The organism is Cobetia sp. Dlab-2-AX, assembly GCF_024124625.1.
GTDB lineage: Bacteria > Pseudomonadota > Gammaproteobacteria > Pseudomonadales > Halomonadaceae > Cobetia.
On record NZ_JAMXRV010000002.1, the window covers coordinates 196,377 to 218,571 of the forward strand.

General features: G+C 62.1%; 22 protein-coding genes. 8 read left to right on the plus strand and 14 right to left on the minus strand.

Annotated elements, in window-relative coordinates; translation table 11 throughout:
* Positions 1-29: 29 nt before the first annotated feature.
* Positions 30-1,016: a zinc-dependent alcohol dehydrogenase family protein gene (locus NH396_RS03945; RefSeq protein WP_253061849.1), complete on the minus strand. Its 987-nt coding sequence runs from the start codon at positions 1,014-1,016 to the stop codon at positions 30-32.
* Positions 1,017-1,251: 235 nt separating this feature from the next.
* Between NH396_RS03945 and NH396_RS03950 the strand changes: the two genes are divergently transcribed.
* Positions 1,252-2,154 carry a LysR family transcriptional regulator gene (locus NH396_RS03950; protein WP_253061851.1) on the plus strand — a complete coding sequence of 301 codons (903 nt, stop codon included), beginning with the start codon at positions 1,252-1,254 and terminating at the stop codon, positions 2,152-2,154.
* Between the two features lie 16 nt (positions 2,155-2,170).
* On the opposite strand, the gene NH396_RS03955 is transcribed toward NH396_RS03950, so the two are convergent.
* Complete coding sequence (locus tag NH396_RS03955; RefSeq protein ID WP_253061853.1) at positions 2,171-2,746, minus strand: HD domain-containing protein; 576 nt, start codon at positions 2,744-2,746, stop codon at positions 2,171-2,173.
* Positions 2,743-3,840: a TauD/TfdA family dioxygenase gene (locus NH396_RS03960; protein WP_253061855.1), complete on the minus strand. Its 1,098-nt coding sequence runs from the start codon at positions 3,838-3,840 to the stop codon at positions 2,743-2,745. Before NH396_RS03960 ends, NH396_RS03955 begins: the two co-directional genes overlap by 4 nt.
* A gap of 253 nt (positions 3,841-4,093) precedes the next feature.
* Here NH396_RS03960 and NH396_RS03965 point away from each other — a divergent pair, with 253 nt between their 5' ends.
* The 6 genes from NH396_RS03965 to NH396_RS03990 all read left to right on the plus strand — a co-directional run bounded on the left by NH396_RS03965 (position 4,094) and on the right by NH396_RS03990 (position 12,036).
* A complete protein-coding gene (locus NH396_RS03965; protein WP_253061857.1) occupies positions 4,094-5,131 on the plus strand; it encodes a LysR substrate-binding domain-containing protein in 1,038 nt (345 codons plus the stop codon).
* Between the two features lie 305 nt (positions 5,132-5,436).
* Complete coding sequence (locus tag NH396_RS03970) at positions 5,437-6,936, plus strand: ABC transporter substrate-binding protein (RefSeq protein WP_253061859.1); 1,500 nt, start codon at positions 5,437-5,439, stop codon at positions 6,934-6,936.
* Positions 6,936-8,207, plus strand: a complete 1,272-nt coding sequence (locus NH396_RS03975) for an alkaline phosphatase family protein (RefSeq protein WP_253061861.1) — start codon at positions 6,936-6,938, stop codon at positions 8,205-8,207. Before NH396_RS03970 ends, NH396_RS03975 begins: the two co-directional genes overlap by 1 nt.
* Before the next feature lies 1 nt (position 8,208).
* On the plus strand, positions 8,209-9,153 hold the full coding sequence (locus NH396_RS03980; RefSeq protein WP_176676833.1) for an ABC transporter permease: 945 nt from the start codon (positions 8,209-8,211) through the stop codon (positions 9,151-9,153).
* A 7-nt stretch (positions 9,154-9,160) separates the two neighbouring features.
* Positions 9,161-10,060, plus strand: coding sequence for an ABC transporter permease (locus NH396_RS03985; RefSeq protein ID WP_253061863.1), 900 nt, complete (start codon positions 9,161-9,163; stop codon positions 10,058-10,060).
* 23 nt (positions 10,061-10,083) lie between these two features.
* Positions 10,084-12,036, plus strand: a complete 1,953-nt coding sequence (locus NH396_RS03990) for an ABC transporter ATP-binding protein (RefSeq protein ID WP_253061865.1) — start codon at positions 10,084-10,086, stop codon at positions 12,034-12,036.
* Positions 12,037-12,428: 392 nt separating this feature from the next.
* On the opposite strand, the gene NH396_RS03995 is transcribed toward NH396_RS03990, so the two are convergent.
* The 10 genes from NH396_RS03995 to NH396_RS04035 form a co-directional block, all read right to left on the minus strand.
* Positions 12,429-12,776 (minus strand): hypothetical protein, encoded by a 348-nt coding sequence (locus NH396_RS03995; RefSeq protein WP_253061867.1) that lies wholly within the window; start codon positions 12,774-12,776, stop codon positions 12,429-12,431.
* Between the two features lie 77 nt (positions 12,777-12,853).
* Positions 12,854-13,192: a hypothetical protein gene (locus NH396_RS04000; RefSeq protein ID WP_253061869.1), complete on the minus strand. Its 339-nt coding sequence runs from the start codon at positions 13,190-13,192 to the stop codon at positions 12,854-12,856.
* Positions 13,193-13,260: 68 nt separating this feature from the next.
* Entirely contained in the window at positions 13,261-13,599 is a 339-nt protein-coding gene (locus NH396_RS04005) for a hypothetical protein (protein ID WP_253061871.1), read from the minus strand.
* 66 nt (positions 13,600-13,665) lie between these two features.
* Positions 13,666-14,010 carry a hypothetical protein gene (locus NH396_RS04010; protein ID WP_253061873.1) on the minus strand — a complete coding sequence of 115 codons (345 nt, stop codon included), beginning with the start codon at positions 14,008-14,010 and terminating at the stop codon, positions 13,666-13,668.
* Positions 14,011-14,844: 834 nt separating this feature from the next.
* The gene (locus tag NH396_RS04015) at positions 14,845-15,759 is read right to left on the minus strand and encodes an ADP-ribosylglycohydrolase family protein (protein WP_253061875.1); all 915 of its coding nucleotides are present in this window, start codon (positions 15,757-15,759) and stop codon (positions 14,845-14,847) included.
* Entirely contained in the window at positions 15,756-15,941 is a 186-nt protein-coding gene (locus NH396_RS17130; protein WP_366071400.1) for an ADP-ribosylglycohydrolase family protein, read from the minus strand. The genes NH396_RS04015 and NH396_RS17130 overlap by 4 nt, the downstream gene beginning before the upstream one ends.
* Positions 15,942-16,236: 295 nt before the next feature.
* On the minus strand, positions 16,237-17,277 hold the full coding sequence (locus NH396_RS04020; RefSeq protein WP_253061877.1) for an Ldh family oxidoreductase: 1,041 nt from the start codon (positions 17,275-17,277) through the stop codon (positions 16,237-16,239).
* Between the two features lie 25 nt (positions 17,278-17,302).
* The gene (locus NH396_RS04025; protein WP_253061879.1) at positions 17,303-18,631 is read right to left on the minus strand and encodes a TRAP transporter large permease subunit; all 1,329 of its coding nucleotides are present in this window, start codon (positions 18,629-18,631) and stop codon (positions 17,303-17,305) included.
* Entirely contained in the window at positions 18,628-19,143 is a 516-nt protein-coding gene (locus NH396_RS04030) for a TRAP transporter small permease subunit (RefSeq protein ID WP_176676826.1), read from the minus strand. The genes NH396_RS04025 and NH396_RS04030 overlap by 4 nt, the downstream gene beginning before the upstream one ends.
* Positions 19,144-19,224: 81 nt before the next feature.
* The gene (locus NH396_RS04035; RefSeq protein WP_253061881.1) at positions 19,225-20,283 is read right to left on the minus strand and encodes a C4-dicarboxylate ABC transporter substrate-binding protein; all 1,059 of its coding nucleotides are present in this window, start codon (positions 20,281-20,283) and stop codon (positions 19,225-19,227) included.
* A 328-nt stretch (positions 20,284-20,611) separates the two neighbouring features.
* On the opposite strand from NH396_RS04035, the gene NH396_RS04040 reads away from it, so the two are divergent.
* On the plus strand, positions 20,612-21,220 hold the full coding sequence (locus tag NH396_RS04040; protein WP_253061883.1) for an XRE family transcriptional regulator: 609 nt from the start codon (positions 20,612-20,614) through the stop codon (positions 21,218-21,220).
* Positions 21,221-21,366: 146 nt separating this feature from the next.
* Here NH396_RS04040 and NH396_RS04045 read toward each other — a convergent pair whose 3' ends face one another.
* Positions 21,367-21,765, minus strand: coding sequence for an RcnB family protein (locus NH396_RS04045; protein WP_253061885.1), 399 nt, complete (start codon positions 21,763-21,765; stop codon positions 21,367-21,369).
* Positions 21,766-22,195 lie beyond the last annotated feature (430 nt).

Here is a 22,195-nt window from a genome sequence, read left to right on the forward strand (position 1 = left end):
TCCTGCCAATGGGGCTTTCGGTCTCGGTATCAGACCTCGACGATGACCTTGCCGGTGGCCTGGCCGCTACCCAGACGGGCATGCGCCTGGCCCACTTCCGCAAGCGGGAAGACCTTGTCGTCGATGATCGGCTTGAGTGCACCCGCATCGGCGATACGCGCCATGTCGGCCAGAATCTCGTGATGCTCCTGACGACGGAAGTCATGCAGCATCGGGATCAACATGAAGACGACATGCAGTGACAGGCCCTTGAAGTGCGCGGTGGTCAGGTCGATTTCCATGAAGGACACGGTCGTCGAGACATGGCCGTTGAGTGCCGCAGCCTCGAAGGAGGTCGGCAGGTTGGCGCCACCGACGGAGTCGAACACGATGTCGAAGCCCTTGCCGTCGGTGTACTTGGCCACATAGTCGGCGACCTGCTCATTGCGATAATTGATGGCACTGGCACCCAGCCCTTCGACCAGCGTCTCGTGATCATCACGACCGACGGTAGAGGCGACGTCGGCGCCGAAGTGACGAGCCAGCTGGATGGCGATGTGGCCCACACCGCCCGCACCACCGTGAACCAGCACCTTCTGACCGGCCTCGATGTTGGCGCGCATGAGACCTTCATAGGCCGTGATGCCGACCAGCGGCAGCGCCGCGGCTTCCACCATGCTCAGGGACTTCGGCTTGTGGGCGATCAGGCGGACATCGGCGGCGATATACTCGGCCAGCGTGCCCGGCAGGTCGGCCAGGCCACCAGCACAGCCATAGACTTCATCTCCGATGGCGTAGCCTTCGACGCCCTCGCCCACAGCTTCGACGGTACCGGCGAAGTCCATGCCCAGCAGCGCCGGCAGTGCCGGAGACAGCGGCAGCTCAGGGCCCATCTCGCGAATCATGGTGTCGACGGTGTTGATGCTGGTAGCGGCGATGCGCACCAGTACCTGACCTGTTACCGCTTGGGGCTTGGCGATTTCCGCCGCTTCGAACACCTCGGGACCACCGAATGATTTGACGAGCATCGCTTTCATGAGTCTGTCTCCTGCGTGGATGTGGAGCCAGCATAATTGTCATGGGCCTGAATGATAAACGGCGATAAACTACAATCAGTTTATTGGTTTTATTGAAAATATTGGATGTATTGGGCGTATTGAGCTTGTTGGATGTATTGGGCGTAGTGGACGTCACGAACGTTGCGCCAAGCCGTTGCTGGCGTGCCTTTCGCCATCGGGAGCCACGCGAGTCGACGCAAATGAGGACACCCGCATGAATCTTGAGCACCTGAAGCTGTTCGTCCGTCTCGCCGCCGTGAACAGTATCAGCCAGGCCGGCGAGGACCTGGGACTGTCACCAGCCGTCGCCAGCTCTCACCTGCGCAAGCTTGAGGACAGCCTGGGGGTGCGCCTGTTGCATCGCACCACGCGTCATGTAGCGCTGAGCGAAGAAGGTCGCGCCTTTCTCCCCCACGCAGAGGAGGTGCTGATCAGCGCCGAGGCCGCGCGGGCTGCCGTCGGCGTCGGCACGAGCTCCCCCAGCGGCACCTTGCGCATCACCGCTTCCGCCTCCTTCGGGCGCATGCACCTGGTGCCGGGTCTGGCCGGCTTTCTCGAACGCTACCCTGATCTGGAGCTGGACCTGCGCCTGACCGACACCATCGTCGATCTGGTCGAGGGCGGCTTTGACATCGCCATCCGCAACTCCGCCCTCAAGGATTCCAGTCTGATCGCGCGGCGCCTGGCACCGGACAAGCGCATTCTGTGCGCCTCGCCGGACTATCTCGCGCGCCATGGCACACCGACGCATCCCTCGAGGCTGCACGAACACGAATGCCTGACCCTGATCGGCATGGACCAGTGGTGCTTTCAGTGCGAGAACGGCGTCGAGCCGATTCGCGTCAAGGGGCGTATCCGCACCGACAATGGCGAAGCCGTGCGTGACGCCTGCGCCGCAGGTCTGGGCATCACCCTGTCCTCGACATGGAGCATTTACCGCCACCTGGCCGAAGGCAGCCTGGTAGAGGTGCTACCCGAGACGCCCTTGATCAGCGAGACGGGCATCTGGGCGGTCTATCCCAGCAACCGCCAGCTGGCCCCCAAGGTGCGCGCCTTCCTGGACTACTTCTCCGAATACTTCGGCAGCCCGCCCTATTGGGATGTCCAACAGGACTGAGACATGGGAAAGCCCGTCATCCCACCGCCAGCACCCAGCGCTGAAGCATCGGCTTGTAGTGAGCGAAGTCCGGCGTCTGCATGCCGGCCACCTTGGCGGCATCATCCAGGCGTCGCACCTTGAGAATGGCCGCAAGCTGGGGCAGCTGGGCAAAGGCCGCGGCCTCGTGCGGCTCCATCGCCCCGCCCTGCAGGGCCAGGCTATCCAGCGAGGCCTGTGACAGACAGGCACGATAGCTCGGTTCCACCGCGACCAGATAACGCTTGGCCGCCACGTGCTGGCGTACCGGCTCGACGATCTCGGCCGGGAAGAAGCGCGCCAACCAGTCGGCACCGCTGACCTGATGACGATTGTCCTGGCCGTTCATCAAGACCTCCGGCGGCAGCGCATTGGCGTAATGCCCCACGTCATGCAGCAAGGCGGCCAGAATCACCGACTCGGATTCCCCTTGCTGCTCGGCCAGATGCGCCGCCTGCAGCATGTGCTCGGCCATGGTCACCTCCTCACCCAGATAGGAGTCCGCACCGTGCAGGGCGAAGATGTCCTCGATCAGGCCGACGATCCCCTCGGCGTTGGCGGGCTGAGTGATCATCGGGCGTTCTCCAGCAGGTTGAGAGTGGAATACAGGCTGTCGAGATCGGCGTAGGCGCCCTGCAGATGACGATTGCCGCCGGCCACGAAGGCGGTACGGGCATGCATCACGCGACTGTTGTCGAACAGCAGGCAGTCCCCCGGGGCAAGGCGCAGGCGCGTGGCCTGCTCCGGCTGACCGATCACGCGCGCCCAGTCGTGGTAGGCACGATAGAAGGCGCGTTGCGCCTCGAGCGGCAGCGGCAACGAGGCGATGGAGCGGTTGTTGTAACGCACCTGGCGGATGTTGCCCTTGTGGTCGGTCTCGATGAACGGCACCCAGCTTCTGAGATCGGCATGGTCCGCGTCATGAAAGCGGAACGGTACCCGCGTGCGCGTCAGCAGCGCGAAACTCTCGGGCGCCAGTTCGCGCAGGCGCTCGGCGGCGGCGAAGCCATCCACCAGCAAGGTCTGGCCGCCTTCCACCTCGTTGCTCAGGCAATGCAGCAGCTGAATGCTCGGCGCCGGATCACGATAGGGATTGTCGGTATGCGCCCCGAGCCCAAGATTGCTGAAGGCGAGATTGCTCGGCGAGACCTCGGTGCGGACATCGAACAGCTTGCCGTAATTGGTTTCGCGCACATACCCGAACTGCTCGATCACCTCGAGCACCTTGCCCGGCTCGACGGGCACGCCACGCAGGCACACCACCCCGGTGTCACGGACCCAGGCCAGTGCCTTGCGACGTGCCTCTCCCTCCGCGATGACATCGGCCCACTCAACCCGGGCGACCGAGAACTCGCTGCCCTGCCACAGCGTCTTGTGCGCACTGCTGCGCTCATCGGGGAAGCCGGTGCTCAAGGCGGCCAGCTCATCGACGCCGTAGCGAATCTCGCGCGCATTGCTCAGTGTCACTCGCAGGACGTCGCCCTCCTCAAGCGCCGCCTCGCTGATGGCGGCGTCCCAGTCGAGGTCAAGCACACTGTCCAGACGCTGGCCATTGGCATGGCGACGGGCGGGGTCGTGGTCTTGCAGCCACAGCACATGCTGGGCAAGAGTCTGGCCATCATCCAGAGTCAGGTGAAGCTGTTCGGCGTCAAACGCGAGGCGAGGCATGCAGAGTCTTCCTGTCTGTCGAGTGCGATCACAAGCCGCAAGGCACGGCATGACGAACGGGTGTGGCAAAGGCTCATGTCAAACGAGCGATCCGCCAGTGGATGCCCGCCATGCTAGTGAACGCGGCCCCGTGACCATAGCGAGACTTTCTGGCGGCGAGCCTTAGTTTTTATGCGCACAGACTGTCACGTCATCGTCATGCACGGCTGCAAGAATGAGCGTCCGGCCGCGTGCCGCGGCAGGATCTGCAGTCATGGCTTCAGCACCAGCCGCCGATGCGGCGACTGGCTCAGTCAAGCTGGAGTTCTGCATGTCGCGTCCTGCCTATCACCCTTCCCAGCGCCTCGCTCAGCGCCTGCCCCCCTTCAATGCCCTGACCGCCTTCGAGGCCACCGCCCGTCTCGGCAGCCTGACCCGCGCCGCAGCCGAACTGTGCATTACCCAAGGCGCCGTCAGTCAGCGCGTCAAGCAGCTGGAAGACTTCCTCGCGGTCAGCCTGTTCGTGCGCCGCGGCAATCGCATCGAGCTGACCGATGAGGCGCATGCCTATCTGCCGCTGGTCAGTGGCGTGTTCGAGACCCTCAAGCGCGGTACCGCCACCCTCTTCCAGCACGATGAGCAACAGAGCCTGACGCTGCGCTCCAATCACAGCTTCGTCGAATACTGGCTGATCCCCAGGCTCAAGGACTTCCAGCGGCTGCATCCGAACATCCAGGTCACGGTGCTGCCACACAATCAGGTACTCCCGGACGAGCAGCCCGATGTCGATATCGAGATCATCAATGGCTACGGCGGCTGGTGCGGGCGCGAGTACGAGAAACTGGCCGATGAGCAGTGGGTCGTCGTGGCAAGCCCCACCTTCCTGCACTCCTCCCTCGCCCCCAACGCCTCACCCGCGAGTCCACTCGACGATCTGGCCCGTGCGCCCAGAATCGAGTGCATCGGCTACCGGGAAAGCTGGCTGGACTGGTTCCGTCTGCAGAAGTTTCGCGGCCACATCCCGCCGGCCGGCCTCAAGTTCGGCAATGCCAGTCTGGCGATTGCCGCGGCGCTCGAGGGGCACGGCTTCCTGCTCGTCCGCCAGTCCTTCGTGATGGACCTGATCAAGAACGGACGACTGCAACTGGCGCACGCCTTGCGCATGCCCAGCACCAGCAGTCAGTACCTGCTGGTGTCTCCAGAACGCCGTCATGCCCCGGCGGTCAACGATTTCTGTGCCTGGTTGCGCAGCACCATGCACACCTCTCAGGCCAATCCTGTCACCAGCGAGATGCCCTCTCAGCCCCGCTAGCACGGGCAGCAAGACGCGAGCCTCAGAATTTCTAAGGCACAGTCGCAGTTTTTGTTGCGGCCAACGGCTGGCATCTGTCACGGAAACGTCATCATCTGCGCCAAATATGACGCCTCAAGACGACAGCGTTGACGCAGTTCGACCGTCCCGGCGGGCTGCGCCATGAGCCATCCAACGGCCTGCCTGTCGGCCTGACCCGGTCTTGCGGAACCTGCTTGCTATCACTGATGACCGTACCTGACCACCGCCCCTGACCACTGTCCCTGACGACCGTCCCTGACCGTTGCCCTTGCCTGGAGCCTGACATGAAGAAGCCCTTGATCGCCGCCATCGGCCTTGCCGCGCTTGCCCAACTGGCCGTCCCCCAGCTGGCCCATGCCGAGACACTGCGCACCCCGCATTGGGTCGAGTTCAGTGGCAAGGAGTCACTGGACCCCATCTCCCCGACGCGCTTCTACTCGGCCAACCAGCTGATCTACAGCCGCCTGGTCCGTCAGGGCAGCAAGGGCGAGCCGGTGTCGGACCTGGCCTCCGAGTGGCAGGCCAACCCCGCTGCCGATGAGTGGACCTTCACGCTGCGTGACGGGGTCAGTTTCCACAATGGCAAGGCGCTGAGCGCGGATGACGTCATCTACAGTTTCACGCGTCTGCTCGACCCCGAGCGCGATGCTCCGGCACGTGCCGCGCTGTCGGTCATCGAGGACGTCAGCGTCAATGAGGCCGGCCAGATCGTGTTCCGTCTCAGCCAGTCCCATGCTGACCTGCCGATTCTGCTGATGGATTACCGCGCGAAGATCGTGCCGGTCGGGTTTGATGACGACACTTCACTGCAGGGCATCGGCACCGGCCCCTTCAAGCTGGTCGAATTCGATCCGCAGGGCACCACCACCTTCGAAGCCTTCGCTGACTACTGGGAAGGCGCACCGAAGCTGGATGGCATGGACCTGATCGGCATTCCCGATGACAACGCCCGCACCCAGGCATTGCTGGCCGGCCAGATTGACTGGTCGGGCTGGAATGGCGTCAACGCCCAGCAGCTGCGCCTGTTCTCCAGCAACCCGGCCTACCACTACGACTCCATCGCCACCGGCGACTGGCGTGGCATGGTGTTCCGCGCCAACGACGAGGTCTTCCAGGATGTGCGCGTGCGCCGTGCGCTGCGTCTGGTGGCCGACCGTGAAGAGATGGTCAACCTGCTGTTCGGCAAGGGCGGCGCCACCATTACCTGTGACAACCCGGTCTGGAATGGCGATCAGTACAAGCTGGCACAGCAATGCCCGCAGGACCTCGACACCGCCCGCAGCCTGTTGAGCGACGCGGGGTATGCCGATGGGCTGGAGATCGACGTCTACACCAGCGGCGTCGACAACTACTTCCGCCCGATGACGGAGCTCTACCAGCGTCAGGCAGCCGAGGCCGGCATCACCGTCAACGTGCACAACGTGCCCGCGGCGGATTACTGGAACACCGCCTGGATGAAGAAGCCGGCCTTCACCACAGCCTGGGGCCAGCGCCCGACCGATCAGGTGCTCAACGAGATCTTCCAGAGCGAGGCCAACTGGAACGAGTCGGCCTACCAGAATCCCGAATTCGATGCCCTGCTCGCCAAGGCGCGCGCCACCCTGGATGACGAAGCGCGCACCGAGCTCTATCACCAGGCCCAGGCGCTGCTGACCGAGACCGGCGCGACGCTGATTCCCTTCCACCTCAACAACAACCGCGTCATGAAGCGTGAGGTGCATATCCCGGCAGTCGAACACTTCGCGATTCGCTGGCACCAGGTCGACAAGCAGGGAGAGAGCTGATGTCCCGCCCTGGCTTGATCCTGATTCTGATGGATGGCATCAGCAGTCAGCGCTTCGCCGAGACGCGGGCGCGTCTGCCGCATCTCGACGCCCTGGCCAGAGACGGCCTGCTGATCGAGCGCCTGGGTGCCGATACCAATGCCAATTCGATGCCCGCGCGAGCGGGTGTCCTGACCGGGCAACCGGCTCAGGTGCACGGCATCTACTCAAACGGTATCTATTCCAACGGCATCCATTGCCCCGGTTCTGAGGTGGAGTTTGCGTCTGTTACAGGGGCTGAGACCGATAGCGACCGTCACGCCACAGGCGCCAGCGCCACTGCAGAGCATTTTCGTCCAGCAAGGGTCGAGGACCTGCGTGGCGAGACCCTGCTCGAGGCCGCGCGCGCGGCAGGACTGCGGGTGGCCAGCCTCGGCTTCGGGCTGGCCCGCCCCGAGAGCTGCGACTGGTATCTGTCGCCCTGGTGGGAGGAAGGTGACCTGCGCGCCAAGGGCATGACCGCGCCGCGCCTGAATCACTGGGATGCCCGCAATGACGCCCTGATGCGCGCGATGAGCAATGACCAGCAACTGCTCAACGAGGCGCTGTCGCTGATCGAGCGCGAAACGCCTGAGCTGGTGCTGCTCGAACTCAACACCCCCGATTACTGCCTGCATGTGCATGGCAATGATGACGCCCTGGTCGATGGTGCCCTGATGATGGTCGATGCCCAGCTCGGCAGCCTGCTGGCCGGCCTTGAAGCCATCAACAAGCGCGAGACCTACCACCTGTGTGTCTTCAGTGATCATGGTCATGCCCCGGTACAGCGGGCACTGGTGGCAGACCGCCTTCTACCGGATGTCGCGCTGCAATGTGATGGTGGCCTGCTGCTGGTGGCCTGTGACGATGACGAACGCCAACGCGATCAGGCCGCGCGCCTGGCCGAGTTCGGCGTCACGCCGCTCGAGTCGGCCGACTTCCTGCCCCCGGACGTGAGGCATATCCAGCTCTATCAGGCACCGCCGGGCATGAGCTTCGAACCCGCCTGCAAGCATGCCCATCACGCGGAGCTGGTGGCGGCGCCCGGCTATGTCTCCACGCACGGTTTCGGCCCCGGCGCCACGTCGGACCAGCGCTTCGCCGTTTTGCACGGCCCGTCAATCACTGCGGGCGAGCGCCTTGAGCTCGAGTCACTGGCCCTCCACCCGCGCCTGCGTCAGGTGCTGGACCTGCCGCCCCTCGATGAGGCTTCGACGCCACAGCGGGCACGCGATCTTCAAGAGGTGAACTGAGATGTGGGCAATGCTGTTGCAGCGCTGCCTGTATGGCGGCTTCACGCTGGTCTTCGTGGCCTGCGTGGTGTTCTGGGTGATCGAGATGCTGCCGGGCGACTTCTGCGTCAACTATCTGGGACGCAGCATGACCCCGATCAATCTCGCCCAATGTCGCGCCGAGCTTGGCCTGGACACGCCGGTGACGACACGCTTCGTCAGCTGGTGGGGGCAGTTGCTGAGTGGTGATTTCGGCACCTCGCTGACCAGTCGTGCACCGGTCAGCGATACCCTGATGCCGCGCCTGGCCAACACCTTGCTGCTGGGCGGCATCGCGACCGTGATGGCCATCCCGCTGGCCATCCTGCTGGGGCTGATCGCGGCGCTCAAGCGCGACAGCTGGCTCGACTCCAGCCTCTCCAGCCTGGTGCTGATCGCCATGACGGTGCCGGAATTCATCAGCGCCACCCTGCTGACCCTGGCCTTCGCTATCTGGCTGCCGTGGTTCCCTGCCATCACCGTGGCCGGTGCCAACGAGAGCCTGTGGAACCTGCTGCCCGGTGTCTGGCTACCCGCCATCACGCTGGCGCTGGTGGCCATGGCACACATGATGCGCATGACCCGCTCCAACACCATCAGCGTGATGGACAGCGACTTCATGAACATGGCGCGTATCCGCCAGCTGCCGCGCTGGCGTCTGGTGATCCGTCATCTGGCGCCGGCCGCCCTGCTGCCGACCATCAGTCTGGCCGCCATGACCATCGCCTGGCTGCTGGGCGGCGTGGTAATTGTCGAACAGGTCTTCAACTATCCGGGGCTGGGGCGCCTGATGATCTCGGCCATCAATGACCGCGACATGCCGGTGGTGCAGGCCTGCGCACTGGTGCTCTCCGTCACCTATGTGCTGTGCAATCTGGTCGCCGACATGCTGGTCATCGTGCTCAATCCCAAACTCAAGACAGCCTGAGTCACTCATGAACGCTTCCTCCTCGACGACCGCGCGCGGCCCGCGGCTGGCCCTGGCCAGCCTGCCGGGTCAACACACCCTGGCGCTGCTGTGGGCCAATCGCCAGGGCCGCCTGGGCCTGGTGCTGATCGGCCTGCATCTTCTGCTGGCCGTCGCTGGCCGCTGGCTGGCGCCCCATGACATCTCCGCGGGTGACAGTCTCGCCTCGCTGCTGCCCCCCAGTGCCGAACATTGGCTGGGCACCGACCAGCTCGGCCGCGATGTCCTCAGCCGCACCCTGGCCGGGGGCCGCGAGGCCATCTACACCTCGCTGCCGGCCGCCGTGCTGGCCGTGGTATGGGGCAGCGCCTGCGGCATGCTGCTGGCCATCATCGGTGGGCGGGTCGAGAACATTGCCATGCGTCTGGTGGACGCCCTGCTGTCGATTCCCTGGCTACTGTTCCTCTTGCTGGTCATCGGCGTGATGGGCCCCGGCCCGCTGGTCTTCATCCTGACTCTGGGCATCTTCTATGGCGTGGCGGTGGTGCGCGTGATGGTCACGGCGTGCCGCGAAGTGCTGTGCCTTGACTATATACAGGCCGCACGACTGCGCGGCGACAGCCTGATGCGTCTGCTGTGGCGCGAGATCAAACCCAACGTGCTCGACACCATCCTCGTCGAGCTGGCGATGCGCTGGTCCTGGGCATTGCTGGCCTTCAGCTCGCTGTCGTTTCTCGGCTTCGGCGTCTCCCCGCCGACCCCGGACTGGGGACTGATGGTCGCCGATGGCCGCGGCTTCATGTCGTTTGCGCCCTGGGTCGTGCTGCCGCCCATCGTGGCGCTGTCCAGCCTGATCATCGCCATCAATCTGGTCGCCGACACCCTAGCCAAGACACTGGGCATCGACCGTGCGGGGCGCCCCGAATGATTCCGAACTCCAAAGGTGACGCCATGACGGACAACACCGTGATCCGCGTTCGCGATCTCAACATCGGCTTTCATGATCGCCAGCAGACCTGGCGACCCGTGCTGCGCGGTATCGACCTGAGCCTGGGCCAGGGCGAGATTCTGGGTCTGGTGGGCGAGTCCGGCAGCGGCAAGAGCACCTTGGCCACCGCCATGCTGGGTCTGTTGCGTCGGGGCAGCCTGGTGCGCACCGGCGAGGTGAGTGTCGCCTTACCTGCGCCCGCCTCTGCCTCTGCCTCTGCCTCTACTTCTACTTCTACTTCTACGAGTCATGCCCCTCTTCACGACGAGCACCAACAGCTGAGCTTTCATCATCAACCGGGGCGCTGGCTGGGCGAACTCAGGCTCGGGCTGGTGTCCCAGCATGCCGAAAAGGCCATGACGCCTCACCTCACGCTCGGCAGCCTGCTGTGCGAGACGCTGTTGTCACAGGGCGTGAAAGGCAAGGCGGCACGCGAACAGCAGGCCGTGGCGTGGCTGCGACGCGTCCACCTCCCTCATCCCGAAGTGCTGATGCAGCGTTATCCGCACCAGCTTTCCGGCGGACAGCAGCAACGCGCCAGTCTGGCGCTGGCCCTGGCGCAACGCCCACGAGTGCTGGTGATGGATGAGCCGACCACCGGACTGGATGCCAGCACCCAGAATGAGATTCTGGCGCTGTTGGCTTCGCTGCGCGCTGAGCTGGGAATGAGCATCGTCTTCGTCAGCCATGATCTGGGCGCGGTATCTCACCTGTGTGACCGCGTCGCGGTGATGTACGCCGGTCAACTGGTGGAGGTCGCCGCGACTCGCGACTTCCTGAATGGCCCGCGCCACCCCTATGGTCACGCGCTGCTGGCCGCGACGCCGGGCAGTCAGTGCTATCGACCTGACGCCGCGCTGGAAGGCACGCCGCCCCTGGTGGGAAGCGCCATCAAGGGCTGTGCCTTTGCACCGCGCTGCCCGCGCGCAAGTGTAACGTGCCGTGACAGCGTGCCGAGCTGGCAAGGCCGCTACGCCTGTCATCATGCGCTGGAAGGTCACGCAATGGCGGCAAAGGCGAGCGGGAAAAGTGCGGAAAGACCCCAAAGTACGAAAAGTGACGCAGCAACCGATGAGCGGGCCGATCGCGTAAAGAACGACTCGCAGTCAGCCACGTCGCTGGACATCGCGCCGCTGCTGGCCGTGGAATCGCTGAACCTGTGCTATCGCATGCCCGGTTGGCTGGCGCGCCTGCGCGGTGAAACGCCGGCACCAACCGTCAGCGATGTGGCATTCTCGCTCCAGCAAGGCGAGACGCTGGCCTTGATCGGAGAATCCGGCAGCGGCAAGACCTCGATCCTCAAGGCGCTGGCCGGCCTGCTCTCCCCCGTCTCCGGGCAGCTCAGTCTGCGTCAGGAGTCCTTGGCGGGATTGGTCGCCGAGCGGCGTCCGGTGCAGCGTCAGAAGATCCAGTACATCTTCCAGCATGCCAGCACGGCACTGAATCCTCGTCTGACCGTGTTCGAATCTCTCGCACCGGTGCTGTCTCGCTGGTTCGATCTCAAGGGCGATGGCGCCCGCCAGCGTGCCCAGTCGCTGCTGGAAGAGGTGCGCCTGCCCGCGCTCTATCTCGACCGTCTGCCCAGCCAGCTGTCGGGGGGCGAGCAGCAGCGCGTCGCCATCGCCCGCGCGCTGGCCGCCGAGCCCGACATCCTGCTGTGTGACGAGATCACCTCGGCGCTGGATGTCTCGGTTCAGGCCGCCATCATTCGCCTGCTGCAACGCCTCAAGCGTGAGCGCGGCCTGAGCCTGGTCTTCGTCACCCATGACCTGGGGCTGGTCAGTCATTTCGCGGACCGCGTACTGGTGCTGCGCAATGGCCGCACCGAGCATCTGGGAGATGTCGCAAGCCTCGCCACAGGGGATCTGCCGCCCTATGTGCAAACCCTGATGGAGGCCAAGCTGGTTGCGGCATGACCCGGCTTTCTGTCTCAACGTTCTGTCTCAACATTCTGTCCCACCTGCCTTTCCCTGCTGCCGCTCGCCGCTGCTGATTACCTTCATGCAACGAAAAAAGCCCGCCAATGGCGGGCAGGGAATGTCGGGACAGGACATTCAGGACAGGAAAGCGTTTGAGCAAGGGCTCTGCAGTTGACGATGAGTGCGCACTTCCACACTGGCTTCCACTCAGCCAAAACACTTGCTCAAGCGTTCTTCTCTCTCACGTATTCTTCTCTAGGACACTGACCATCATGACGCGACACGATGGTCAGTGGGTCCATTCAGCAACTGACAGGGGCAAGTCGATGGCATATCGGCATCCTTGGCTGTCTTGCAGAGTCGGAGGATGTTCATCCGCCGACGAGAGATCATGCGCTTTCGTTCAAGGCATGCTCGACGCGTGTGGCAGAGACACTCTTGCCAGCATCGTTGACGTAAACCGCCGAATCGCTCGCCAGTGCACGGGTAGTGCCCTGGATGCCAGCGTTGCTGATGGACTTCTGGACGCGGCTGGCAGCGACACTCATGCCGGTTTCCACGACATCATCGTGATGCAGTGCGGCTTGCTGAGTCACCGGCTGTGCCTGACCCATGATCACGCGATCACTGAGGGTGGCACGGACACGGGCATCAGCTTCGCTGTCATTGGCGGAGGCCACGCCAGTGGCGGCAACGGACAATGCGGCAATGGCAAATAGAGACTTGAGGGATTGCATGGGGGTTCTCCTGTCGAAAAAGGTCATGTCAGTGCAGACACCTGGCCTGCAAGCGCCTGACGCAGACGTCGGGCGTCTCAGACGTTGACGTCGCTCACGGCGTGACGAACACGGGTGCCGGCAACGCTATCGCCGGAATCATTGGCGACATCGAATTCCTGCAGATGGATGGAGCGATCATGGCCACGGATCTCGTCGTCACCGGATGCCACCTGGAAACGGCCAGCAGCGGTGCTCATGCCGGTTTCCGCGAAGGTCGTCTGGGCGGTCGGAGCTTGCTGGGCAGAGCCATGGATGACGCTGTCACTGACATTCTGCTGGACGCGCTGGGCGGCCGGGCTATCGTCGGCGGCGAAGGACGCAGTGCTGACGGTGGCGAGTGCGGCAGCGGCGATCAGAGTCTTGAGAGTGTTCATGGTGTATCTCCTCGATAGAAGCAAAGCGATGATCAGACCCGGCAATCCAGGTCAGGCTTGACGATGGTTTAGACGTTGCTGTCGTTTAGGGCGTGCTGGACGCGAGTCGCTGCGACACTCTTGCCGGCATCGTTATCGAATGCCTGGCTTGCCGTGGCCATGGTGTGCGACTGACCCTGGATGCGATCGGCACTGATGGACTGCTGAATGCGACCTGCCGCGACGCTCATGCCGGTTTCCGCGAAGCTGGCTTGCTGGATAGCGGCTGACTGAGCGGTGCCGACGACGACGTCCTGGCTGAGGGACTGCTGGACACGCTGGGCGGCCGGGCTGTCATCCGCGGCGAAGGTGGCGGTGCTGACGGTAGCGAGAGCGGCGGCGGCGATCAGAGTCTTGATGGTTTTCATGATGAATCTCCTCGATGAACAAAGTGGTCAGTGGGCGTGAGTGCCCGGGCAAGACGACTGAATGGCTCAAGCGTTGCTGTCGTTCAGGGCGTGCTGAACACGGGTGGCAGCAACACTCTTGCCGGCATCATTGTCGAAGGCCTGCTCGCGGCTGACGGTGGCCACACCCTTGCCTTCGATGGCGGACTGATTGAGGGCTGTCTCGACACGGCCCGCGGCAACGCTCATGCCGGTATCGGCGAAGGTGGCCTGGGCAGTCGGTGCCGGCTGGGCAGTGCCGACGACGACGTCCTGACTGATGGACTGCTGAACACGCTGTGCGGCCGGGCTGTCATCCGCGGCGAAGGAGGCAGTGCTCACGGTGGCAAGAGCGGCGGCGGCGATCAGAGTCTTGAGGTTCAGAGTTTTCATGATGATTTTCCTTTGCTTGTCCTGGGCGATGTTGCCCTTGTGATGTCGTGTGCAGTCTCGGCTGCACCCGTCTAACTTATTAACAGGCTAATGATTATTGCGCTATCACACTAGCCGTGTCGCTGGCAGCTCACTGTTTCCATCAAAGAACCAGATTGCGATGCCTTGTCATTGCCTCAGTACCCGCAAGTGATGAGAACCCTCACTACGCAAAACTCTTGCAAGCTTTTTGCATCACTTCTGTACAATTATGAAGGTGCATATCGCCAGTGATCGAATGTCGATCAGTCACTCAGGTCTGCTCCGGTACCGCTGCCTGACACTTCAACTTTTGTAGCGATCATGAGGAAGGCATTCGTCAGCAGTATGTCTCTCTACCCTGCTGAAACCCTCACCGTTGTGCCTGTAGAGTCTTACGCTTGCGCCAACGGGTTGGATGCATACCATCTTCAAAAAAGTGGTGGCGTCTTGACAGACGCCTGCCATCGACCGAATCCAGACTGCCGTTTCGTGCAATGTGGAATGAGCGCATTGTGGACGAAACCCGCCACGCGAGATATCCCTCCACCGGAACAGCATTGATTCCAATCACGAACCAATGCATCGCCCACCTGAACGGCTGAACAGACACCCATCTACGACTTTGGTAATAAGCATAGGATTATCAACCGCTTACGGGGTTCGTGAACGCCCTCTCAAGTCACCTGTTCCAAGCGCTCCCTGCGCCTCTGCGCTGCCCTTGCATCGCCGCGGGCGATGAAAATGTGGTCCAGACACGAAAACGCGGAGCCATTGGAAGATGGCTCCGCGCTTTTCATGCTGCTGCATCGCGATTCAATAACCCGGGTATTTCTCCCAGACCCACCGTTCATCCTTGCCACCACCGTTGGTGTAGAGCTCCCAGCGCGGACAATCGTGGAGATCCTGCCCGATCTCACCGATGACATCTCGCAGTTCAAGTGGGGCCAGCCAGTCACTCGGTATCACTTCTTCTCCCCATTGCGCCCCGAGCAGATTGCCCGTGATGGCGCCCGTAGAATCAGAATCCCCATCATGATTGACCGCCAGCTGAATCGCGGAGCGGAAATCCCGCGCCGTGAGTGCGCAATACACGGACATCGCCAGGGCCTCTTCCGCGATCCAGCCCAGTCCCAGCATTGCGACAGCCACCTGCGGCGCAGTGCCGGACTCGGCAAGCTCGCGGGCTTGCTGCAGAGCCTGCATGGTCTCTTCGCAGCCCGGCTTGCGCTCGAGAATGCGCATGGCGTGCGCAAGTGCCTGTGCCATCGAATCCCCCGCCACCAGACATTGGATCATCACCGCCAGCACGCCGCCCGTCAGCTGGCCGGTCACATGCCCATGGGTCAGCGCGCAGACCTCTTCCCCGAGTGCGAAGCACATCTCATGGGAGGCTCCCATCACATGCGCGAACAAACCAATCGGCGCGACGCGCATCACGCCGCCACAGCCCTTGCTGTCATTCTGCGCAGTGTCACTGTAGCGACGCACCTGCTTTAACGCTGCCAGACATGTCATGCCCGGGGCGCGGCGCGAATGGAGCTCGCCTTGCTTGATCAGCCAGCCACTGTCCAGCCATTCCTGCTCGGTATCCTGCCGCGAGCGTTCACCCTGGGTGTAAAGCCAGCGTTCATAGGCACTGTTGACCTGACTGCCTTGCGTCGTCGTGATGCCTCTCAGACAGCCACGCACATGACTGAGCAACAGCCCCTCAGCGGTAAACAGCGTCATCTGCGTATCATCGGTAATCCGCCCCAGCCCACCGTAGGCTGGGGCATAGTCACGTATGCCTCACTTCCAAAGCGTGCCTGGATCTCCTCGTGTGACAGGAATTCCACCGGCGCCCCTAAGGCGTCACCCACCGCACCACCCAACAGGCAACCACGAAACCGCGATGTCATCTCAAGCGTCATGTGCCTCTCCCCTGCGTGACCTTCAGGTGACGTCAGCCACCCTCACGACACCTTACGCTATCAGCATCTGCGCATTTGCTGAAAAGCAGGCTCAACCAGTGGTGCGCATAATCAGGCAGAACTGGATGAGCGCTCAGTATTGGCAGGCGTGAGGTTGGCAGCACCGAAGACAACACCGATGACAGAAACTCTCATACAGGAACGGCCGCACAAGGGCGGCCGTTCTTTTTCATGCAATTTGACTCTTCGAGGTGTGCTCTCAGCGATCACTCTACTGCTCGGTCTACACGGAGGTTCATGAGGCCAGCTTTAGAATATCTCCATACAAGGCTCTCGAAAGCGTGACGCCCTGTTCTTGATGCTTCTGGCGAGCCTTGAAGCGACGCTCGGAGGAGAGCCTTGCGCCCTGCTGCTTCACGAGTTCGAACAGCCTTTCAGAGCGCAGCATGTTCTGCTGGGTGCTGCCGCCCGTGAGGCGCGCGGGATCTATCGCGATGATCAGCTCACCATGATACGGCAGGCTGCCCTTGCCCTGATCGTGCTCGCTGGACTCGATACTCAGCATGTCACCGATCAGCGGCCCTGCGATCAACTCGATCATGATCGCCAGCGCAGAGCCCTTGTGATCCCCGAAGGGCAACATCGCCCCATGATCCAGCACTTCTGCAGGGTCCTGTGACGGCGTACCCTCTCGATCGACTCCCCAGCCCAGCGGGATCTCATCTCCCTGACGACAATGCAGCTCGATATCGCCACGTGCGATGGCGCTGGTCGCGAAGTCGAACACGTAAGGGTTGCCATCCCCGCGCGGCCAGCCGAAGGCAATGGGATTGGTGCCCAGCAGGGGCTGGCTGCCTCCATAGGGTGCCATATACGACTGGGTCGGGTTGCAGGCGATGGCGACCAGTCCTTCCCGCGTCAACCTCTCGATCTCGACCCACAATGCCGTGCCATGCACGCAATGATTGATGGCCAGAATGGCAATGCCGTTGGCTCGCGCCTTGCTGAGCATTTCAGGTACGCCCTGCTGGAAGGCCAGCGACGAGAAGCCACCCTTGGCATCCACCTTGACGATGGAAGGCGCCGTATCCTCGACCACCGGCACGGCGTCCGGCACCACTCCGCCATTGTTCAGCGTCGCGACGAACCCCATCAGGCGATAGAGCCCATGGGAGCGACAACCGTCCATTTCCGCCGCCACCAGCGCATCACTCATGGCAGCGACGTGTGGCTCACTGAAGCCATGATGGCTCAACACCTTGTGACATAGCGCCTTGAGCGCTGCCCGATCGAGATTGACGTCCATTCCTGCCGCTTCCTTCATTGCATCGCTCATGAGAATTCGTTCCTTAAGGTGTCCATCATTTCCATGACGGTCCGCTGATGGCATCAGGCAGCCACAGCGCCAGCCCCGGGAAGACCAGGATCAGCGCCAACACCACCAGCTGCAGGAAGATGAAGGGCATCACCCCCTTGTACATGTGCTTCAGCGTCACTTCAGGAGGCGTGATGGCACGCAGATAGAAGATGGAGGGCGCCAACGGCGGTGTCAGATAACTCGTCTGCATCACGATCAGGAAGGCCACGCAGAACCAGATCTCATCGAACCCGAGCAGGCCGATGACCGGCATCGCCACAGGGATGACGATCAGGACCACCGAGATCATGTCGAGCACGAAACCGGCCAGGAAGGCGATCAGCAGGATGGCGCCAAGAATCAGCCACGGGCTCAAGCCGGTATCCAGCAGCAGCGACTGAACGGTGGCCATCCCGCCGGAGGCGAAGAAGACGCCCGCGAACATGTTGCCGCCCAGCACGATCAGCAGAATCATCGCGGTGATGTTGAGTGTGCGTATCGCCGCGTTCCACAGGATGGACAGCGTGAGATTGCGATACCCCAGTGCCAGCAATACGGAGCCGAGCGCCCCGCAGGCTGCCGCTTCCGTCGGCGTGGCGATGCCCATCAGAATCGTGCCCAGCACCACCAGAATCAGACTCATGGTCGGCAGCAGCGCACTCAGAGTAATGGTGAGCAGCTTGCCCCACCCCGGATGCTGCTCATCTTCCTTGAGTCGCGGCGCAAGGGCTGGCTTCAGCGCACAGACCACGACGATATAGAGGAGGAACAGCAGCGCCATCAGCAGGCCCGGGATCAGCAGACCACTGAACAGTGATCCGACGGAGACACCCGCGACAGGCCCGAGAATGACCACGGTAATGGAAGGCGGAATCGCCGTGCCCAATGAGCCACTGGCACAGATAGTGCCGGAGATCAGCGACTTGTCATATTGGTGCTTGAGCATGACAGGCACCGCCAGCATGCCGATCACGGCCTCGGTGGCCCCGACGACACCACTGGCAGCGGCGAAGATGGTGCCCATGATGACCGCGCCGACGCCCAGTCCGCCGGGCATCCGGCGTGTCCACAGATGGATAGCCCCGAACAGTCGCTCGGCAATGCCGGAATTCTCGAGCATCGCGCCCATGAAGATGAACAGGGGCACGGCAGCCAGAATGGAGTTGGACGCCGTGTCCTCGATCTTGGTCAGCAGTTGATAGGCCGCGGCATCCCCGAACTGGGCAACACCAAAGACGGTAGCGACGACGATCATCGAGAAGGCAATCGGGAAACCGAGCACGATCAGCGCGATGAGCGCAGGGAACATGATAAGGGCAATGAAGTCGCTCATGAGGACACCTCCGCGCCATGATCATGGCCCAGCAGTGTGCTCCAGAGTTTCAATATCTCCGCGATCACCTGCAGCGTCAGATAGACAAAGCCCAACCACCACACGCCGAAGACCGGCCAGATCACCGGATTCCAGGCAGAACGTCCGGAGCGCTCATTGCTGGAGAACGCCTCGAGCGCATAGAACCAAAGCTCCCAGACAAGCCACATCAATACCGGCAGCAATACCGCATAACAGGCCAGATGAACTCCCGCCCTGAGACGCGGTGCAAAATTCTGGCTCAACACATCCACACTGACGTGCTGGCCGACACGCAGGGCATTGGCCATGCCAAGCATGAAGATGGCACCCATCACCATGTAGCTGACTTCATACGCCCACAAGGTGGGCCTTCCCAGCACATAACGACTGAAGACTTCATAGACCAACGCAAGCACCAGCGGCAGTATCAAGACTGCCCCCAGATACCCGGCCCAGCGGGTCTGGCGCTCAATGACAGCGACGATTTTCATGGCAACTCACCAAGCTGACGACGAGGAAAGAGCCCGGGCGATACAGGTATCGCCCGGGCCAGGGACATCATTCAGGAGGACTCAGCGCCCCATTTCCCCGATCGGCAAACGGTAGTCCTGCCAGGTCGTCATGTTCTGCTTGAAGGTACGTTGCGACTCGAGCACACGTGCGAACCACTCGTTCTCGCCCGCCTTCTCGTCTTCCCAGGCGCGCGTCTCTTCGTAGATGGCATCGATGAAGGATTGGTCCAGCTGCACGATTTCGTTGGGGCCTTCCTCCAGCTCCTTGAAGGCCTTGAGATCGGCAAAGGAGCTATCCAGCCAGGACTCGAACACGCTCAGCTTGCCCGCGAGGCGCAACTGGCTCTGCTGGGCTTCGCTCAGGCCGTCCCAGGCCTCGACATTCACTTCACACTCAAGAATGCCGCCCGACTGATGGATGCCGGGCAAGATGACGTACTGCGCCACATTCTGGAAACCGGTCGGCTTGTTGAGCTCAGGACTTCCCCACTCCGCCGCATCGATCACCCCCCGATCCAGCGCCGTATAGATGTCACTGCCGGCCATCACCACGGTGGAGGCACCCAGCCGCGAGGCGATCTCCGCCCAGGCACCGGAGGTTCTCAGGCGCAGGCCCTGGAAGTCTTCAAGCGTCTGCACCTTCTTGCTCGAGTGCAGGAATATCTCGGTGCCCAGAGTCGAGCACGGGAAGGCCACGACGCCGAATACCTCGCGACGGAAGGCTTCATAGAGCTCGACGCCGCCGCCTTCGTACATCCACAGCATGAATTCTTCCGGCGTCAGGCCGCTGGAGTGCCCGGCCAGCAGCGCTGCCGTCGGGTCAGTTCCGTAGTCATAGTTGATGTAGTTATGGCTGATCTGTGCGACACCGGACTTCACGGTATTGGTGACACGCAGCGCGCCGCCCAAGGTGCCGCCGGGGAACACCTGGATGCTCACATCACCATTGGTCAATTCGTTTGCATAGTCCGCGAAGGTTTTGGCATCCCGTTCAAGCCAGGGCCCACCGCCCCACGGTGTCGCCATCTTCCACTCGATGTCCGCCGCCTGAGTCGTGGCAGTCGCCAACAGGCTGGCAGCGATACCCATGCCGAGGAGCTGTTTCTTGAAGTTGTACATTATTGTTTTCCCGTAATTATTTTAATTAGCGCGCAATGCCATGCGCACCTGCAGGCGAATGCCTGATGCAGGCTGAGGACGGATACACGCCCAGTGGGCGGCCACTGTCGATTGCGCATTCGCCTTCACAATTGCATATATGCAATATTGGGTCAAATATGGATATCAGGCTCGACATTTTTCTCATGGGAGCCCTAAATGGACGCCATCATGGCGTTCATGCCTCTCCCTGCCGCAGCATGACCTGAAAGCTCGTGCTCTTGCGCTACACCGGCATAGGCAGCGACAGACGCCACCCCAGCAGATGAACACGATGGAGCACGCTGACATGACACCCCACCAGGAAACGCCGATCGCCCTGAAGCACCGAGAACGCAAGGCAGGCGCCATTGGTGACAATCTAAAGGCACTACGCAAGGAGAAGGGGCTGACCATCGCGGCCGTGGCCAGCGCGTCAGGTATCTCGGCGGCCAGCGTGTCGAGAATCGAGAATGGACGCATCTCACCGACCTTCGAGGCGATCGTGAACCTCGCCAAAGGCCTGAAGGTGGATGTCAGCGAGCTGTTCTATCACACGGAGGACACGTCATTTCGGGGTTGGCTCGCCTTGACGCGAGCGCAGGAGGGAGACGTCATCGAGACGCCCAACTACCGCTATCGACCGCTTTGCAACAATGTGGCGTCCAAGGAATACATGGTATTGGAAACCACCGTGCTCAATCGCAGTCTCGAGGAGTTCGGCGGCCTGCAAAAACATTCCGGCCAGGAACAGATCATCGTGACCAGCGGCGAGGTGACGGTCTGGACCGAACTCTACGACCCCATCCTGCTCAAGGTCGGTGACAGCCTGGCCTTCGACAGCACCCTCGGACACGCCATCACCTACAACGGTGACACCCCGGCGACCATGACCTGGGTTTGCAGCGCCTACGCCTGAGAATGCTGCCCGAGCCTGACCTGCGTCGGCAGCCTCGCCATGTCATAACGTGGACGACAAGCACAAGAAAGGGCCTCACTGGAGGCCCTTGTCTTTGGTCTTGCTGTCTGACGTCTGACGTCTGACGTCTGACCATGCGGCAGAAATCAGCGATTGAGAATGATGGCCGTGATCGCGCCATCTGCTACGGCGGCCAGCACATAGCGTCCATCGATGTTCAGCCATCGATGCCCGCGCGGCGGCTTGGAGAGGTGGCGATGGTGCCAGTCCTTCACCCAGTAGCGGCTGTCGGAATAGTAATGACGCGGCAGATGATCGCCACGGCGCCACTGGTGGTGGCGTCGCGCCTCATGACGGTGGCGTTCATGGTGACGCTTCTGCTTGTAGTGCTTCTTATGATGTTTTCCGTGATGATGGCCGCGGTCGTGGTGGCCATGCCCACGGTCATGATGCCCATGGCCTCTATCGTGCGGTCCTGCCTGAGCCAGCGGGGCTCCCAGCAGCGCGAATATCATCATCAGAATGGTCAGTGTGCGCGTTCGCATGGCTGGCCTCTTCGCCGTGCCCCGCCGCCAATCACAGCGTCGGGAATCATGTTGGGGCTTCCTGGTTAGGAAACAGTGTTGCGCAACCTTAGCGAGAACCGGGGAACGCCGCAAGATGTCTCATTTTCCTCGTTATTTGTCGTTATTTCATGCACTTGCCGTCGCATTGTGCCGAAACTGATGTCGTCACTGACCAACACCTACCTTTATATGTCGCCACCTCTATAGCGCTCTCTATAGTGCTCGCTCGCAGCGACCCGACTTTCGCTGCCCTCCCCGCTTCCCTTGCCGTTACTCCTTTTCCTCTCTCGACTCTCGAGCCTCGATCAGGAGACTGCTGAGGCATGGCAAGAAAGAGACGATGCCTGGTACGCCGGTCGCACCACATCGGTGCAAGACCACCCTCAAAGATGGGGGATATCTGACCCTG

What these genes read in the sequence shown, in the direction of transcription:
- NH396_RS03945 (WP_253061849.1), bottom strand. Translation starts at nt 1,016, where the DNA reads ATGAAAGCGATGCTCGTCAAATCATTCGGTGGTCCCGAGGTGTTCGAA.
- NH396_RS03950 (WP_253061851.1), top strand. Translation starts at nt 1,252, where the DNA reads ATGAATCTTGAGCACCTGAAGCTGTTCGTCCGTCTCGCCGCCGTGAAC.
- NH396_RS03955 (WP_253061853.1), bottom strand. Translation starts at nt 2,746, where the DNA reads ATGATCACTCAGCCCGCCAACGCCGAGGGGATCGTCGGCCTGATCGAG.
- NH396_RS03960 (WP_253061855.1), bottom strand. Translation starts at nt 3,840, where the DNA reads ATGCCTCGCCTCGCGTTTGACGCCGAACAGCTTCACCTGACTCTGGAT.
- NH396_RS03965 (WP_253061857.1), top strand. Translation starts at nt 4,094, where the DNA reads ATGGCTTCAGCACCAGCCGCCGATGCGGCGACTGGCTCAGTCAAGCTG.
- NH396_RS03970 (WP_253061859.1), top strand. Translation starts at nt 5,437, where the DNA reads ATGAAGAAGCCCTTGATCGCCGCCATCGGCCTTGCCGCGCTTGCCCAA.
- NH396_RS03975 (WP_253061861.1), top strand. Translation starts at nt 6,936, where the DNA reads ATGTCCCGCCCTGGCTTGATCCTGATTCTGATGGATGGCATCAGCAGT.
- NH396_RS03980 (WP_176676833.1), top strand. Translation starts at nt 8,209, where the DNA reads ATGTGGGCAATGCTGTTGCAGCGCTGCCTGTATGGCGGCTTCACGCTG.
- NH396_RS03985 (WP_253061863.1), top strand. Translation starts at nt 9,161, where the DNA reads ATGAACGCTTCCTCCTCGACGACCGCGCGCGGCCCGCGGCTGGCCCTG.
- NH396_RS03990 (WP_253061865.1), top strand. Translation starts at nt 10,084, where the DNA reads ATGACGGACAACACCGTGATCCGCGTTCGCGATCTCAACATCGGCTTT.
- NH396_RS03995 (WP_253061867.1), bottom strand. Translation starts at nt 12,776, where the DNA reads ATGCAATCCCTCAAGTCTCTATTTGCCATTGCCGCATTGTCCGTTGCC.
- NH396_RS04000 (WP_253061869.1), bottom strand. Translation starts at nt 13,192, where the DNA reads ATGAACACTCTCAAGACTCTGATCGCCGCTGCCGCACTCGCCACCGTC.
- NH396_RS04005 (WP_253061871.1), bottom strand. Translation starts at nt 13,599, where the DNA reads ATGAAAACCATCAAGACTCTGATCGCCGCCGCCGCTCTCGCTACCGTC.
- NH396_RS04010 (WP_253061873.1), bottom strand. Translation starts at nt 14,010, where the DNA reads ATGAAAACTCTGAACCTCAAGACTCTGATCGCCGCCGCCGCTCTTGCC.
- NH396_RS04015 (WP_253061875.1), bottom strand. Translation starts at nt 15,759, where the DNA reads ATGACGCTGTTTACCGCTGAGGGGCTGTTGCTCAGTCATGTGCGTGGC.
- NH396_RS17130 (WP_366071400.1), bottom strand. Translation starts at nt 15,941, where the DNA reads ATGACGCTTGAGATGACATCGCGGTTTCGTGGTTGCCTGTTGGGTGGT.
- NH396_RS04020 (WP_253061877.1), bottom strand. Translation starts at nt 17,277, where the DNA reads ATGAGCGATGCAATGAAGGAAGCGGCAGGAATGGACGTCAATCTCGAT.
- NH396_RS04025 (WP_253061879.1), bottom strand. Translation starts at nt 18,631, where the DNA reads ATGAGCGACTTCATTGCCCTTATCATGTTCCCTGCGCTCATCGCGCTG.
- NH396_RS04030 (WP_176676826.1), bottom strand. Translation starts at nt 19,143, where the DNA reads ATGAAAATCGTCGCTGTCATTGAGCGCCAGACCCGCTGGGCCGGGTAT.
- NH396_RS04035 (WP_253061881.1), bottom strand. Translation starts at nt 20,283, where the DNA reads ATGTACAACTTCAAGAAACAGCTCCTCGGCATGGGTATCGCTGCCAGC.
- NH396_RS04040 (WP_253061883.1), top strand. Translation starts at nt 20,612, where the DNA reads ATGACACCCCACCAGGAAACGCCGATCGCCCTGAAGCACCGAGAACGC.
- NH396_RS04045 (WP_253061885.1), bottom strand. Translation starts at nt 21,765, where the DNA reads ATGCGAACGCGCACACTGACCATTCTGATGATGATATTCGCGCTGCTG.